Here is a 16,011-nt window from a genome sequence, read left to right on the forward strand (position 1 = left end):
TACTGAGCAGATGAAATCGGCAGGATAATAACCGAATCCGCCTACAGATACAAACCTTCTCGTTATATTCATCTCCCTCTTACCTTGAATGACCGAATAACAAACCGTTTCCTAGCACGATTTCTAGGTGATATGTGTTTGCTTGCCCATTCTTTTAATCTGTGCTGTAGAATCTGATCCCAGCAATATAACCCGAGCATTACACATAAAACATCCAATCCCGTCATCATTATTCCCCCCAAACCTGTCCACTTTACTTCTAAACTCGCCCGCTTCTGTAATTGGCTCAAAGTGAATTCTATATCTCAAAAAGCCTGTTATCTTCACAGTCGTCATAGATACAGGGAGTAAACTTTGATGTTCTCGCCTTCTTTTATATAGGACATTTTCACGAAGAAAGGGATTGAGATGCGGTTGCCGCATTGAAAAAATTCCTTTTTGTTGAGGCTCTGCCACATGTGGAAATGCACAGAATCTTGGGGAGGCGTTATAAATGTTCGATACCATGAAAACCGTTGCCATTTATGCTCGTGTGAGTACGGAGGAGCAAGCTGAGGAGGGCTATTCCATTCAGGCTCAGTTGGACACATTGAGACAATACGCTAAACAAAACCGATATATTGTTTCCAAGGAGTATAAAGACGAAGGTATATCCGGTAAGTCCATACAGAAACGCCCTCAACTTCAGCAGTTACTGCGGGATGCTAAACAAGGGCTATTCCAAGAAGTGATTGTTTGGAAGATTAACCGTATTTCACGTAACCAACTTGATCTGTTGACCATCGTAGACGAACTGCAAAAACATGGTGTATCCTTCCGCAGCTATACCGAAAACTTTGAAACAGAGACACCAATGGGCAGATTTGCTCTCCAAATGATGGGGTCAGTTGCGGAACTGGAGCGGAATACAATTATCGATAACGTAAAAATGGGCATGAAACAACGTGCAAGGCAGGGTAAATGGAACGGTGGGAAAGTCTTGGGGTATGAGTCTGTTGAAGTGGAAGGCAGTACATTCCGTAAACGAAAGGAGACCCGACTCGTAATTGTGGAATCAGAAGCGGCATTGGTACGGATGATCTTTGAAAAATACGCCAGTGGAAAAGGGATAAAAGCGATTGCCAATGAACTAAATCACCTCGGCTACAAGACCAAATGGGGCAAGCCTTTTAGTGTAGTGGCAGTTAAAGACATCCTGAATAACCCGCTTTATGTAGGCAAAATCCGTTTCAATAAACAAGAGAATTGGACAGTTAAAAGACGTAAAGGTACGAATGCCAGCCCCATTCTGGCAGATGGTGAGCATGAACCGATCATCACAGAAGAACTCTGGAACACTGTACAAGCCCTGTACAAGTCAAAATCAGAAAAGCCAGCACAGGTGTTTCATGGTTCCTTTCCCTTTACAGGTGTCATGCGCTGCCCAATGTGTGGGCACGGGATGGTTGCTCAGCGTGCTACACGTAAAAACAAGAATGGAGAAATCAAATACACCTTGTATTACCAATGTGGGCAGTTTGCCAATAAAGGGTCTGCGGTATGTCGGGCAAATAGCGTGAGAGCTGATTATGCCGAGGAAGAGATTTTGGCTCGTATTGAAAAGATTGTAAGCCAGCCTCAGATTACTGAAGATGTGGCGAAGGAACTTGGTCAACGCCAAGAAGTAGACAAAGACCCACTAGAGCAGGAATTGAAGCATCTTGACAAGGAACTGGCAGATATTAAACGGAAAATGGGCAAGCATATGGCGCTGTACGAAAACGATATGCTTGAAGTTGAAATATTGAAAGAAAGATTGGAAGAACTAAAAGAACAGGAACAACGGTTGAAGTTACGGAAAGCGGAAATCGAGAGCCAGTTACATTCTGGTGATGCCGCTCCGATACCGTTTGAGGTTTTGAAGGGTATGCTAAGAGAGTTTCGGAATGTGTTTAAGCGGGCTGATCATGGGAAGCGGAAGCAGTTGGTGCATGCGATGATTAAGGAGATAACAGTAACTGATGATAGAAAAATAGATACGATTAATTGGAGGATTGACTCCATTATCCGTGATTTCCCATTTAAAACAGACTTCTTTCATGAAGCCTCATAACAAATAATTGGACGTATCCTCTGGGATGCGCTCATTTTTTGTCAGAACATGTTTAATCCTGTTACAAACTACAGAATTATATGGAAATTATTAGACTGCTTGCTGTATCATTTAATTGCAATAACCTTCCTTTGAAAGGAGCACAATTGATGCACTCTCGTTACCTTTCTTCACTGAATCAAGAGCAAAGAGATGAATTAGTAAATAAATTGTGGGATTCTCAAGCACATAATTGTTTTATCTGCGGAACAAAAATTGACTTAGTATTGCACAAGAGCACTCTTGATATTGATCATATCGAACCTTTGAAGGTTGGAGGTAAAGACTCTCCAGAGAATTTCGCATTAACACATTCTTCATGTAACAGAAGCAAGCAAGCTTCCGATTTAAGAGTAGCTAGAGTTTTGGCTAGGTTTTCTAAGATTAAAGAAAAAGCTAGCCAAGAAAACCGAAGCCCTAATCTTGATGACGTACTTCAAGACTCAGGGGGAGCGAAATTCCCATTTAGGTTTAGAATTGAAGATGGATATATTTTATATTCACTGCCTGAAATGGGGAATAATGATATTCATAGACTTCCTCTTTACAAGGATACCCTCAGTGATTCAGAGTATTTCTTTGTAAATCTACCTATTCAATACTTATTTCATGACTTTAGAATCAACCCAAGAGCAATCGGTTCCAGTCTGCATAGTTTGGTAGAGGAATTTTTCAAAAAGAGACCTCAATTACACGTTGCATTAGCGTGGATTGATACTACCGTCGAGAACCCAACTATTCATATTTTTGACGGTCAACACAAAACGGCTGCTCAAATTCTACTAGGCGTGAAAGAGGTTCCTGTTCGGGTATTTGTCAATCCAGACCCAGACGTTTTACTCACAACCAATACGAATGCTGGGACAAGCTTACGACAAGTAGCGTTTGATAAATCTGTACAGCGTCATCTTGGAAGTTCCCTCTACAAAGAGAGAATTAGCCGCTACCAGAAGGCTGTGGGTTTACATGAAGATGAGTTTAATTTTACTGAACAAGACCTAATCAATTTCTTCCGTGGAGAATCACGCGAAATTAAACGATACATATTAGATGATGTAAGGGACAGCATCACCCACCACCCAGATAATAAACTGAAGGACTATATTGATTTTGGTGGTAAAGGTAAAGAAAAGCCTTTATCGTACAGCAGTATTGAAAAAACTTTCTATTCCTTCTTTATTTATCAGGATATTCTTGAAACACCTCTAAACTACAAGATTGATGAGGGGGAAAATCCAAGATACCTTGAGAAGTCCCAAATCGTTATGTTAATGAATATCATTGCTGACGAGATATACATTGGTAAGTTTGATCCCGCTATTGGTACTAACCGTATTGAAAACAGAGTACAATCTGGAGAGGATATTGCGGATAACCACCTATTAGCATATCGGATGGGTAAAGAAGAAATCATGTACACTTGGCTTGAATATATAAAAGCTGTCATTAAGCGTTACTTCCTAATGCAAAACATGGTAATTAATGAGGCAGCTATGTTCCAGTACAAGTTTCCAGACGCTTTATGGGATATTATTACAAAGAGTGTGAGAAACCTTACTCTACTATCACTTTGGAAAAACCGTGATCTTTCGGCAACAATTTTTGGAGGTAAGCAAAACTACAAATACTGGAAGGTAATTTTTGAGACTGGTAAATCTCCGCAAGGTCAACAGGTAATGGCTAATGGTATAACGCTTGATTATCTATTAGGCGGTTGAATGAACAAAGACCAACATTCCCACTTTACAGTGGTAACTGTTGGTCTTCCTTTTTCTATAAGATTGCGTCAAGGGTTTACTCATGCTACTCATTAAAATTAAGTCTCAATAAGCTCTCTCCTGACTGTTCCAACAAATTCCTTATTTTTTCATACGCTTCTGTTATTTGGTTTGTTGCTTCAATGAAAGCTTGAAGTCTTGTAACACTTTTTTGTAAATCTTCCTCATTTGAGGGTATGTTAACTTGCATATTTAAAAAAACTTTTTGGTTAAGTCTAAGCCTACTTGTTGTTGTTGATCCAGTTGATACCCTTTCGACATTTTCCCAGAATTTTGGGTTGGAGAAATAAAGGAGTAAATATTTCGCTAATAACTGCCTATCCATATTCACATTATCCCGTACTACGAAAAGTGGAAACTCGTTTGAAACATAGCAACCATCCAAATCATCACCAATCATAGCAAAGGTGCCCTTAAATCCGAACAATCTGTTATAGATTAAATCTCCAGTCTCAACTCTAAATAAAGTACTGGCCTTAATCTCGCGCCCAAGTTTATTTTCTCTGAGAAATGCTCCTTTTGCATACCATTTCACGCCCAATAAACTATAGGTCGTATCCGGATCGAGTTTTACGGGCCTTTTGACTTCTATTAGCAAATCACTCAGTTTAACAGTTTTAAGAACCAAATCCTGTCCATTAACTACTTCATTTTGTTTGATGGCAATTTTTAATGATTCCTTTACCTGATCAGCGTAATTAAAAGCATTTGTTAATTCGTTCCACGTGTTTACAACATTTTCACTTACTTTTCCGCGGTCAAAATCCTCTTTATTAGCCCAATAGAATGGGGGATCTAATCTCGCACCCAAACCTATACTCTCAATTAAGAAACCCAAACGATCAGTTTTTTCAAGTTTCTTGTTTTTCATGAACTCTTGGTATCTCATTAGGATATCAGGTAATTCGTTACCAGGTATCTCCTGTCCTGTTGGAGAATAGCCAGTATTTTGGCATACTGACATAAAAATTGGTTTTTGTGAACCGTCATCTGCTTCTTTCTTTTTTTCAAGAAAAAGGATTGAAGTTCGAACTCCAGCATTATAGCCACGGAAGGTATCTTCATTAAGAGTTATTATCCCCAGTATCTGGCAGGTTTTCAGGATGTAATTTCTGACGTATTGTGTACTTTCGTTTCCTAGAAGCCCGTGAATCATTACTATACCTATTTTCCCACCGGGTTTAATTAGTCGGATAGCTCTTTCAATGGCGAGAATTTCCCTTGTCTGTGACTCTCTACCCTTACCTAAATCATACTTATTTAGTATTTTTTTATCTGTTTCAATAGAACCAAAAGGAGGATTAGTCAAACATAAATTGAATTTTCCTTCTTCAATTTTTCCTTCAATGTTTTCTAGTCCATGGTGGAGATAAATCCCATTATGGCCATCTCCATGGACAATCATATTCATTTTGCAAGCCTGAGCAGTTCTCTCCTTCCAGTCTGTACCAAATAGACTTTCTTCAGAAAGTTGTTTTTGCCATGCTTCCCTCTGGTCATCTGAAAAATCCTGTAGTCTAATTTTCTCACTAATTACCTCAAAGGCGTAAATAAGAAACCCACCTGTACCACAAAATGGATCAACAATTTTGTCTCCTATTTTAGGGTCAATCGCGTCAACAATAAATTCTACAACATTACGCGGAGTAAAAAACTCACCCAATCCTCCAGTGAAAGTGTCACTCAAGAAAAACTCAAATGCTTCTCCCTTTACATCAAAGGCTGTTAAAGACAAATCATAACCTTCAAAAGAAGCAACAATTTCACGAATCGTACGATCATGTAGAAGTATCGTTTCATCACCTCGAAACAAACCTTCGTACCGTGGATTCGTTACAGTCTCACTGAATATTGTTCTAACTATATTTACATTAGATTTTTGGAAATCATCAAATATTGACAAACGAAAGCGATTATTTTGAGTATTACTAAATTCTTCATACATTTTACAGAACAAAACTTTAGATAACTCATCAAAAGCTTGAACTGGATCGTATCCCTCGTTATTTCTAATAATATTATGGCAATTTTTCAAAACTTTCTTGAATGTTTGGACATCATCAATTATAAATAGTTCATGTTTTGCTTCTTTTTGTAATGAAGCAATTAAGGCAGGCCCTATGGTGTTTGAGACAATATCTTTTGTGATCTCTTTTCGATTTGGAAGATCTCCTAATCTATCTTTAGTAATCGAGTGGTAAACTTGTGTTCCCAATCCATTTGAAACAACAGCGTAAGGAGCTATTTTATCAAGTAATCTTGCGTAAGAAATTGCTTGTTCCCTGGCTGCTTTGCCTATTACTTCAGTGGGAGCCTTGGTTTCAACAAGCACAATGGGAGTTTTCTTTGATTTCTCAAGATATACTACAATATCAGCAAAGATTGTTTTTTGTTTTCGTCCTTCTTGAACTACAATTGATTTTTCAAAATCCATCATGCTTTCTTCGAAGCCACGTTCCTTAAGATACGGAAGAACAGCCTTTATTTTAACATCTTCTTCAGTACGAAGATCCACTTAAATCAATCCTTTTCTATGACGTACTACATCTTACTATAACATAATCGTTGTAAAGTGTTAATAAAGAAATAAGAACACGCGTTCCTTTCCAAAAAACCGTTGCCGTCACTTATGATACGGCTCAGCGTAACGGGTCGGACGGTCAATTTTCTTCACAAACATAAAAATGACCGTTTGACGTGCTACGTGTGAAAATCTTCAGCGTAATGGTTCTAACGACGAAATTTTTAAAAGCACATATTACTTTTGCTCTTACTTTTATATGGGTACGAGGGCACTCCATTTCTGTGCCATTTCTAAGTCTTAAAAATAGTTTCCTCAACTACTTTGTCCTATCCTCTGAAAGATTAGCTACAAAACAAGTGCTAGTTGTTCATAATATCTGATATTAAAAAATTAACTCAATCTCTTTGTCATCAACTGTGCGAGTTGAGATATACTTCACGAATGATAAGATTCTTTCTACAAAATATATCGCTTCTTCATATGTGATTTCACTATTATTAAAGTCACCATGTCTTATATCGGTGTAATCTTCATGGAACAATTTCCATAACTTGATACCCTCACTTACAATGACTTTAGGACCCCATGTTTCTCTATCAGCACGCATTAATCTGTCAGCATCATCAATGCTTTTTGTATTTGTTAGCTTTTTCATAAGGGCTTCCATTGCAGACAAACAATCTCTTATGGCATCTTTTCTTGCCCTGCTTTCAGTTGCTCTGGTTAATTGCTCTTTTGCTTGTTTAATATGGTCAGCCGTTTGCTTGCAAACTTCTTTTGTAGTTGCTATAACTTCCTTAATATGAATAACCATCCCGATATTAGGGTTTACGCAAATCCAAGGCTTTTCTAGATCATCAGTTAATCGGTAGCCAAAATCATGTTCTTCGAAAATATCATTAAATTCTTGTACAGGATTGAGAATAAACTTTTTCAAATCTACGACACAATCCATAAATTTATGAAATTTGAGGTCCTGAAAATCGAGCATTTGGTTTTCAAAATCTTTAATAATAAAATCCCATCCCCAATTCGTGGTCTTATCGTTATTGGTATATCCTGAAACAATATCGCACATGTTTCTTAACGTACCATTTAAGTTTAATCCCTTACGAACGTAAACACTTTCTGCTAAAAGTTTTGGCAACTTAAATGATAACTCTTTCAGTAATTGGTACGTCACTTTATTCATTAAATAATCTTCATTAGAGTACGCTTTATAATCGGGAAACAGATCTTTAAATTTCTTAGCCATGACCTTCTCCTTGATAAAAATTTGCTTTTCTAGATTTCTTTAATATGGTTCTAATAGTACTTCAGTGATCACATATTGGGTAGAATAGCCGTTTTGGCTAAAACCCAATAGTTAAATAAGGAAAAGGACTACATTATCCGTCTTAACTTTCATTTTCTTTATCCATTCCCCGAAATCAATTTGTAAAATATCCTCTATTGTGAGCTTATCGGTTTTTTGTTTGTCGCGAGTTTCGATATCGTCGAGAAAGCATCAAATAGAGGCTTTCAATTCGTTCCAACTGATTGTTAATAACTTCTTCTGAGCTTTCAATTTCTAACTCGTTATTGCCACTCTTCAACTTTAACCTTGCCATGCTATCACGCCCGTTAGACGATTTAAAAATGGTAACCTTTTATCATGATGCATAGAACTCGACATATTTCTCCAGAACAAACAGGTTCAGCACACTAGCATGATGCTGAACCTTGAAGCCTGACAGATTTCAACTTGAACTCATAACCCTTAACTTTTGACAACCAGAACCTATGAGATAATCGTTTGCGGCAGCTAGTATTTCCGCAATCTTATTATCAAGCTTTCCTTTGGTTATCCCAGGTTGAACAATAATTATCTCGTATGAGTTGTGTTTTAAATTAGCCTGTTCAAATAGTTTGTCTAAAATCTCTTCATTACCAACGATAAATCTGTTCTGTAGTGTTCTATGTTTTAACTTATTATCTTTACGTCTTTTTAGCTTATTTTGTAAAATATTATTTCTTTGTGTCCACTGCACTGATTTAACTGCTTGTCCACAAACTTCATAAACATCCCCGACGCGATTTCCAGGGGTTAAATCTCCAGAACCTTTACAATGATAAAACTCAAAACTTAGTCTATACTGGTTGTCCTTTATAGCAATAAAGTCAGCAGTTTCGCCACTTCCATGATCGTAAAAAACCGCATCATAATTCTTTGACTTGAGGTACTCCATTAAAAAATCATGTATACTTATCTTTCCAGACTCTAAATCCCCAAACTCGGTTTGTATGTCTACATTTTGCTCGTCCCAATTAATTACTTCAATTTGCTCTGGATTGAATAAAGCAAGTGGATTCAGGCTATTTTTAAAGAGATTAACTCCGTCTAACATTGAACCATCAGCAAAATAAAAGTTTAGCGGGCGTGAGTTTAAGTAGTCCAGAAGTGGAAGTCTATATTCGGTAAAGTAATTTTTTCTTATTACTTGAACTTGCTTTTCATCGTCAATGGCCTGGAAAAAAGTCTCCTCATTTAGTTTGAAATCTAAAGTATAATCTAATCCATCTGAGATAAAAGAAACCGATATTTTATTTTCACTTGAGTTAGCTCTATCAATTTCAATATCAACATCTAATAATGGTACTCTTCTTGACAAACCATCATTTCCAACATAGGTTATTTCCATTGGATTTAAAAATACCTCTTTTTCCCAATTTGCAGCAATGATACCTTCAGGTATTTTTGTTGCAATCTCTCCTGTTGTTAAAAGATCGAGAGCGGAGTTGGTTGTAACCTCTTTGTTGGAAGAAGTTTTGACAGCAATTTCATGACACCACTTAATAAGGTGTGGGATTTGAGATGATGTATTGCTCCATACCTTTGAAGAGCTACTGAAACCGATAGTATTTAACTGCCCATTCTTATCAAGCCCTCGGCCAAACAAATGTCCTCTGTGATACAGACGACCATCTGTTTCTCTGATTGCTTTATGTGCATTGCTTCCTGCAATAATTCTATAAGACTCCGTATTGCTACTTAAAACACGATTACGCATACCAACATTAAAAAATTCCGGATTCTTTAGATCTATTAGCACTTTATTTAACAAGCTTAATGGTAAGGGCTTGGGGTTACTTGATGTAAAACATTTTGCTATTTGCTCATATAACGCGTCTGTTTTTCTTGATGCACAAATGAATAGCAGCTGCGTTTTCATATCGAAATAAATCACAAACAAATCATATACAACTTTTTCAAACTTTTTGACATTAGACCATAAAGGTTTTTGCGTTTCCTTCGTAATAAAAACTACTGAGTTCAACTGTTTACTCTTTTGTTTGAAAGTTAATGTCATCGTAGTTGGAAGGATAATATCTCCATCTATATCAAAATCACTAACCCTATATATCTTTACATGATTATAAGGATTAAGTGAATACAATGAAAGATCGTCTGCTTCCTCTTCATAAATTGCCGGAACTTCGAATTTTTCAATCTGTTCCCTAACTTCTATTTCTGCTTCCATTTTACTTTCGCTTAAGTTGGTTACCATCTTTTGCCACACAGCACCTTCCTGAAACAACTTCGCTGTTTCAATTCTTATTTCTGAAGGTACTGCTAAAAACTTCGCTACTCCTATATTAGAGGCATTTGTCCGAGCAAATCTCCCAATAAATTGTAAAGTAATTGCTAATGATCGATGTGGTGTATGTATTGCAGCAATCTTTAAGTTAGGAAAGTCAAATCCCTCACCTAACATATCAACACAGATAATTCCATCAATCTCTTTATTTTTCAGTTTTTCAATTGTTTTTTTAATATGCTTATATGAACAATCGCTATTTAACATTTGTAAATTTAATTTTGTATTTTTTTCATAAATTTCCTGTAATTCCTTAGCTCTCTTTTTTGATTCGGTTCTTACCATAACATAATGTTCTAGACCAGCTTCCTTATCATCCAAAAACACTTTTTCAGTTTCTACAGCAATTGCAATATCATTACTATCATATCCTTCTGCCTTAACAGGCATGAACTCTATATTTCCGTATACTTTGTCTTTATAAGCCTCGGACAATGAGTAATTATATACAATCCTACCTTTTATTTCTTTCCTATCTTGTCTAAAAGGTGTAGCTGTGAATAAAACCTTTTGAGCATCGGGAAAACACTTTAGTATTTCCTCCCATGTCACGGCAGGACTATGGTGTGCTTCATCAACAAGAATTAAATCAAAAAACCCTTCAGGTGGCTTGGCAATATTTTCAAAAGCAGGACTAATACTTTTTGGTGTTGATACAATTACATCGTATTCTCGAATTGCATCCCAACCAGAAGAATCACTAATTATGTTTACAACCTCTGACACTTTCGGTTTGTGCACCTCTTGATCTAGAACCCCAATTTTTTTCAGTACATCCAGGTTACTGAAATCTTCAGCAATTTGATTCCTAACCAGTCGGCTTGGAGTAATAACTAAAACTCTGGTCGCTCTTTGAACAAAAGCAGTCATCATTAATACTGCTGTCTTTCCTGCGCCAGTAGGCATAACAACAATTGCAGGTTCATTCCTAAGTGTAAAATGAGATGCAATAGCGTGTATCGCTCCGAGTTGAGCTCTCCGCAAACCAAACCTATCCTCACTTGCAACTGGATAACGAAGGGAATTATAACAATTACTAAAGTAACTCATTTTACCTCCCTAACAGATATTTATGAGATATAATGCTCCTGCTCAAAATTCTTGACCACCGTATTACATTATTTTGAATTACAACTGTTTTGCAAAAGATTGCACATTATTTTATCTCCATTATGATTTTTTATCACACTCTGTGTACTCTTTCTGATACATTTCAGGAACCTTTATTTTTTCTTTTACCCATTTAGGTTGATTTCCGAGCCATTTATCATAGAAACTAAACACTTTAGGAAACCTCTTTAAAAAAAATTTCCCAATTACACTTTTCTTACTGTCTAATTTTGTCATAGATAAATAATGACTAGCAATAATGCTCATTAGAGCCCATATTACTATAGAAAATAGAGTTACCATAATTGCAATTTGAATACTTCCATTAGGGATGAGATCTGTATCCACAAATAAATCATAGATTGTAAAATATAAAATGAATGCAGATACAATTACAATAAATACAGAGATCTCATATAAAAATCTTATCATTTCTTGAACAATTCTGAGTAATGAGTTCCCTTTCCAAATCGAACGCATCCATCTGAAGTCACGATATACAAGATCATAATTAGCATAATATTCGTTCTCTAACATGGTATAGAAACCTTCAAACTTGTACCAAAAACTTTTCCACTTTTCGGTCTCTCGATCCTTTAAAAAGCCAATGAATTCTTCTTCCATTTCATAAAACCATGAAAGCATAAACCTGTTAGCTAGTTTAAACACGTTCGATGTTGAATCAGTATATTTTTCAAAAAAACTTTTCAGTAACTCTTCCCGTTGTTCTGAACTTTCTTCTCGCTTTATTTTTTTTAGTTCATGAAACATCGGACTACAAATATCTTTGAGATTTTCCTGAGCATGACTATAGAGTCTCTCAAATTTCTTCGTTCTAATACCCACAATATATCCAAGTGTAGCAGTGACAAAGGACAGTACAATTGGTAGATACGGTTGCATCTCGACAAATGAAAGCAAGTAATAATCACACCTTTTAGCTATTTTGTCAAAATTACTTTCTCTTACTCTTTGCTTGAGCTAAAACCGAGCCAGCAAGTGATTTTGAAGTAGTACTTGAACGTGAGTTCTTCAAAACTTTAGCTGCTTTTGTAGCCATTTTAGGACTACTTACCTTTCGACTACTACTTTTAGCCATCATCATCCCCGCTTTCATAAGACTGAAAAACCATTACAAACACCCGTTCTATGAAAAATTTACCACATCCATATTTTGTGTGTCAAATATTACTTAACACAATATATAGTATTTTATCCCTAAACTCGTTTAGTGTTAGCTCAAGAACAAAAAAGAAGCTGTCCCAAAAGGGTAATCCCGAATGGCTAAATCCTAAAAACGAACAAAAAAAACATCCCGTTTCACTATCAAAAGTGGGGCGGGATGCTTATATGCTGTGAAAGTGGGGACCCAAAAATCAGATAATGACTTATGGGACAGCCCCTAAGCTAGATGTAAATTACTGTTTCGTCTAAATCCTTTTTCAAAAGCAAGTCAATCTCGTTTCCAATTATGTAAGTATATAGACTCTGTTTCTATATACCCAATTTCTGAAAATCTAGCTAGTATTACACTCATTAGAATAACCTTTACATCTCCTAATGAACTTTCCTAATCCTTTTTCTAGATGAGGAATGACAACAGTGCAGATTGTTATGGCTATCCCACCATCAAAAGGAGTCCTCTCCATAAAATATTAAGAGAGCTTAAAATATTGCTATCTATTTTTCAAAAATATCTAGTTGTTGAGCTTTGTTATCGTTCTTTTTTTTATTTAGAGTTTCGGGTAGCCAATGACCATTCTTCTCTCTCAACCTTCTGGCCTCTTCGGTAAAAAGCTTATTAGTACTTAGCCTAATTTTATCAAGATATTCTCTGTGATATTGGATGTCTTGAAATCTATTAATGATTGTGTTGATTGGACCAATTTCACAGCCAATCCAGTTCCTACCTAATAACTCGCTTGTGATATAGGTTGTTCCACTTCCACCAAACGGGTCAAAGACTAAGTCCCCTTCGTTACTAGCCAAACTGATAATTCGATCAAGCAACTTTAGAGATAATTCATTACTTTCTCTAGTCTTGTACTTACTATGTCTCACTGGCGGTATATCATACCATACGTCAGACAGATTGATACCATTAATATTTAACTTATCCTTGTACCCACCGTAGTCCCTATAATCTCCCCCGCAATGTCTACATATTTCCAGGGGGAGCCTTTGGGTGTTAAAGGTGGATGGTTTCTCTCCCTTTGTATAGTAAAGCAGGGAGTAATGAGAAGGATATAATCTGTTTTGTATTGGTAGTCTATATTTAATGTCAACAGCTATCCAATGCCTAAATGTAAGGTGTCTGTTAAGGATTTCCGAAATGTACGTATTCCAAATTGGCAAGTTCCAAACGAAAAATGATCCACCCTCTTTTAAGAGATTGACGCAGCTTAATACCCATTCTTCTGTCCAATCTAAGTATTCCATTTTACTTAGTTTGTCGTTTATTCCTGATTCATAGGATTTATTTAGATTAAAAGGAGGATCTGCAAAAATTAGATCAACTGATTCTTTCGGCAACGTACGCATGAGTTGCAAACAATCAGCTTGGTACAATTTCCCTAATTCAGTTTGAAAACAAGGTTTAATTGAAAAGTTATCTTGCAATTCACGAGGATAGTCGTTTCCTAATAACTGGGATATTTCGGAAGCTTTATCTCCGAGTATAGAAATGATTTTTCTGTCGAGTATACCTAACTTTAGCTTAAACTCTAGCTCAGTAAGACCAGAGGATTGCAAAATCTTTTGAAGATCATCTTCTGCAGGCAATATTAGCTCTTCAGAGTAGTATTTTAATTTCTTTACAGACACTCCCGATTTCCTTGCAAATTCCTTTAACTCCAAGTCATTATTAACTCCTAATATTTCGTATAGTCTATTCTTCTTCATAGTAGTACCTCCACTCTTATCATAACATAAACGAATAGCAGATCTTTGTTAATGCGCCCCAAAAATAAATGTTGACAAATACAAATATCACATTTATGATGAGATCCAGATGGCAATACATCCCATGTGGATCACAAAAAAGGGGACATTCTAATGAAATTGAAACAATTTGTACAGCTTGTTGACATCGGCCAGAGTAGCCAAAAGATTGGTTCGATTCTGGAAGTAATTGAGGAAGCTATCGTGAAAATGGAGAATCCTGTTGGTTCTGGTCAGTTCTTGCTTTATGGTGAAAAGAAAGCTAATGGAGTAAAGCCCATCAAAGATACTTTTTTACAGTATCTTCTACAAAAAGACTGGCTGCTTGAATACAGGCTTGATGTTGGCGTAACCAATACTAAACCGGGACCTATTGATGCTGTTTTTCCTGTAGGTGACAAATTCTTTGCAGTAGAGTGGGAGACTGGAAACATCAGTTCATCCCATAGAGCAATTAACAAGATTGTTACTGGGATTCTAAATGGAAAACTAATTGGAGGTGTCCTAATCCTTCCTTCCCGTGAGATGTATGAATTTTTGACTGACAGGGTAGGGAATTTCAGAGAACTTAGCCCCTATTTCAATGTCTGGTCAAAAGCCCGATATGATGTTACTGAAGGATTTGTCGGGGTCATTGAGATTGAACACGATGGAGTAACTAATGATGAAAAATTCAAACTGACTAAGGGAACAGACGGTAGAGCATTAGTATAGTTGGTACAACAAACATATCCTTGGGGGAATACTTATGGCAAAAGAAGTTATATCTTTTGGTAAAATCGAACTAATCACAACTAGAGGGGAACTGGGCTATCAAGAGGTCATAGATGATTTTCCAAATGCAAAGTTTATTTTTGTAGCGACTTACAACATCTCTGAAAAACGTGACGAGTTGAACAATTTACTTCAAAAATATTCAACGACTGCAGATATCAGGGTAGTTACGAATATTCCTAGTCGCTTTGATAAGTACTATGACCCAAAGGAAAAGCCGAAATTTGGTAAGACACCTCGAGAGAAGGCAAGAGACAGTATTGAGAATTATACAGAGAAGTTGAATCCCGAGAAATACGAGGGGCTAAAGACTTTCTTCCATTTCCAGAATCATTCAAAGATTGTCTTAACAGATAATATTGCATACATTGGATCGGCAAACTACTCTCCAGAAAGTCGTGATAGTCGTGAAACCGGGGTATTATTTAAAGACCCAGAAATGGTGAAGGCAATTATCGATGTCCTTGTACCTTTAATTGAAGGCGAAGGGATTCAATACTTCGGTGATAATAAAATAAACGAATTAAAAATCGTATTCTCATTGCTTTTAACACAGTTGAATAGGGCCATGGATACTCTCCATGAGGAGATGTTTAATTATGGAGGGTATATTGATGAATTTGAATTCTATAATGCAAATGATCCAGGACTTTCGAAACAGTCAATGTCGGGCTTACTTGATGTACTGAGCGATATTGAAGGTGAAGTTGAATCACTAAAAAGCGAAGGACTCGAAAAATTATCAAGACTTATTGATGACGATATCATAGAATCCATGCGAGAACTTCTTGAGGATGAACGTCCGATGGACAACGTTGCCCAATTTAATCGTTCTGGATTCGTCGATACCACCTTAGCCGAAAGAATGAATCAACGAATGTATGATAGTGAAGAGCTTGAAGATTTAATGGAAGTTTTACAGAGTGAAGCATTCGAACATCATCGAGAATTGGCAGAGGAGGCTGAAGACGATGTTCGAGAGTTGTTTAGTTTGGCAGAAAGACTTAAAGAGAAATTGGTAGAGATTATTGATGGACTTGCACAGCTGGATGCTGAACAGTCAAGAATTGATAATACTAAGTAAAATCAACAAGGTAATGGACAGACTATGACTGC

The 16,011-nt window shown here is 36.6% G+C and carries 9 protein-coding genes; 4 read left to right on the forward strand and 5 right to left on the reverse strand.

Going from position 1 to position 16,011, the window contains the following annotated elements; genetic code table 11:
• Nucleotides 1–493: 493 nt before the first annotated feature.
• Both ACFSO0_RS02485 and ACFSO0_RS02490 read left to right on the forward strand, forming a co-directional pair.
• On the forward strand, nucleotides 494–2,092 hold the full coding sequence (locus ACFSO0_RS02485; RefSeq protein ID WP_376875855.1) for a recombinase family protein: 1,599 nt from the start codon (nucleotides 494–496) through the stop codon (nucleotides 2,090–2,092).
• Nucleotides 2,093–2,241: 149 nt separating this feature from the next.
• The gene (locus ACFSO0_RS02490) at nucleotides 2,242–3,849 is read left to right on the forward strand and encodes an HNH endonuclease (protein ID WP_376875858.1); all 1,608 of its coding nucleotides are present in this window, start codon (nucleotides 2,242–2,244) and stop codon (nucleotides 3,847–3,849) included.
• A gap of 85 nt (nucleotides 3,850–3,934) precedes the next feature.
• Here ACFSO0_RS02490 and ACFSO0_RS02495 read toward each other — a convergent pair whose 3' ends face one another.
• The 5 genes from ACFSO0_RS02495 to ACFSO0_RS02515 all read right to left on the reverse strand — a co-directional run bounded on the left by ACFSO0_RS02495 (nucleotide 3,935) and on the right by ACFSO0_RS02515 (nucleotide 14,082).
• Nucleotides 3,935–6,424: an N-6 DNA methylase gene (locus ACFSO0_RS02495; protein WP_376875861.1), complete on the reverse strand. Its 2,490-nt coding sequence runs from the start codon at nucleotides 6,422–6,424 to the stop codon at nucleotides 3,935–3,937.
• A 391-nt stretch (nucleotides 6,425–6,815) separates the two neighbouring features.
• Nucleotides 6,816–7,688 carry a hypothetical protein gene (locus ACFSO0_RS02500; protein ID WP_376875864.1) on the reverse strand — a complete coding sequence of 291 codons (873 nt, stop codon included), beginning with the start codon at nucleotides 7,686–7,688 and terminating at the stop codon, nucleotides 6,816–6,818.
• A gap of 484 nt (nucleotides 7,689–8,172) precedes the next feature.
• Entirely contained in the window at nucleotides 8,173–11,121 is a 2,949-nt protein-coding gene (locus ACFSO0_RS02505; RefSeq protein ID WP_376875867.1) for a DEAD/DEAH box helicase, read from the reverse strand.
• Between the two features lie 120 nt (nucleotides 11,122–11,241).
• Nucleotides 11,242–12,102, reverse strand: coding sequence for a hypothetical protein (locus ACFSO0_RS02510; protein WP_376875870.1), 861 nt, complete (start codon nucleotides 12,100–12,102; stop codon nucleotides 11,242–11,244).
• Between the two features lie 759 nt (nucleotides 12,103–12,861).
• Entirely contained in the window at nucleotides 12,862–14,082 is a 1,221-nt protein-coding gene (locus ACFSO0_RS02515; RefSeq protein ID WP_376875873.1) for a DNA methyltransferase, read from the reverse strand.
• A gap of 153 nt (nucleotides 14,083–14,235) precedes the next feature.
• On the opposite strand from ACFSO0_RS02515, the gene ACFSO0_RS02520 reads away from it, so the two are divergent.
• Both ACFSO0_RS02520 and ACFSO0_RS02525 read left to right on the forward strand, forming a co-directional pair.
• On the forward strand, nucleotides 14,236–14,835 hold the full coding sequence (locus ACFSO0_RS02520; protein ID WP_376875876.1) for a PDDEXK family nuclease: 600 nt from the start codon (nucleotides 14,236–14,238) through the stop codon (nucleotides 14,833–14,835).
• 34 nt (nucleotides 14,836–14,869) lie between these two features.
• The gene (locus ACFSO0_RS02525) at nucleotides 14,870–15,979 is read left to right on the forward strand and encodes a phospholipase D-like domain-containing protein (protein ID WP_376875879.1); all 1,110 of its coding nucleotides are present in this window, start codon (nucleotides 14,870–14,872) and stop codon (nucleotides 15,977–15,979) included.
• The last annotated feature ends 32 nt before the right edge of the window (nucleotides 15,980–16,011 follow it).

This window comes from Brevibacillus sp. GCM10020057 (assembly GCF_042683565.1).
GTDB lineage: Bacteria > Bacillota > Bacilli > Brevibacillales > Brevibacillaceae > Brevibacillus.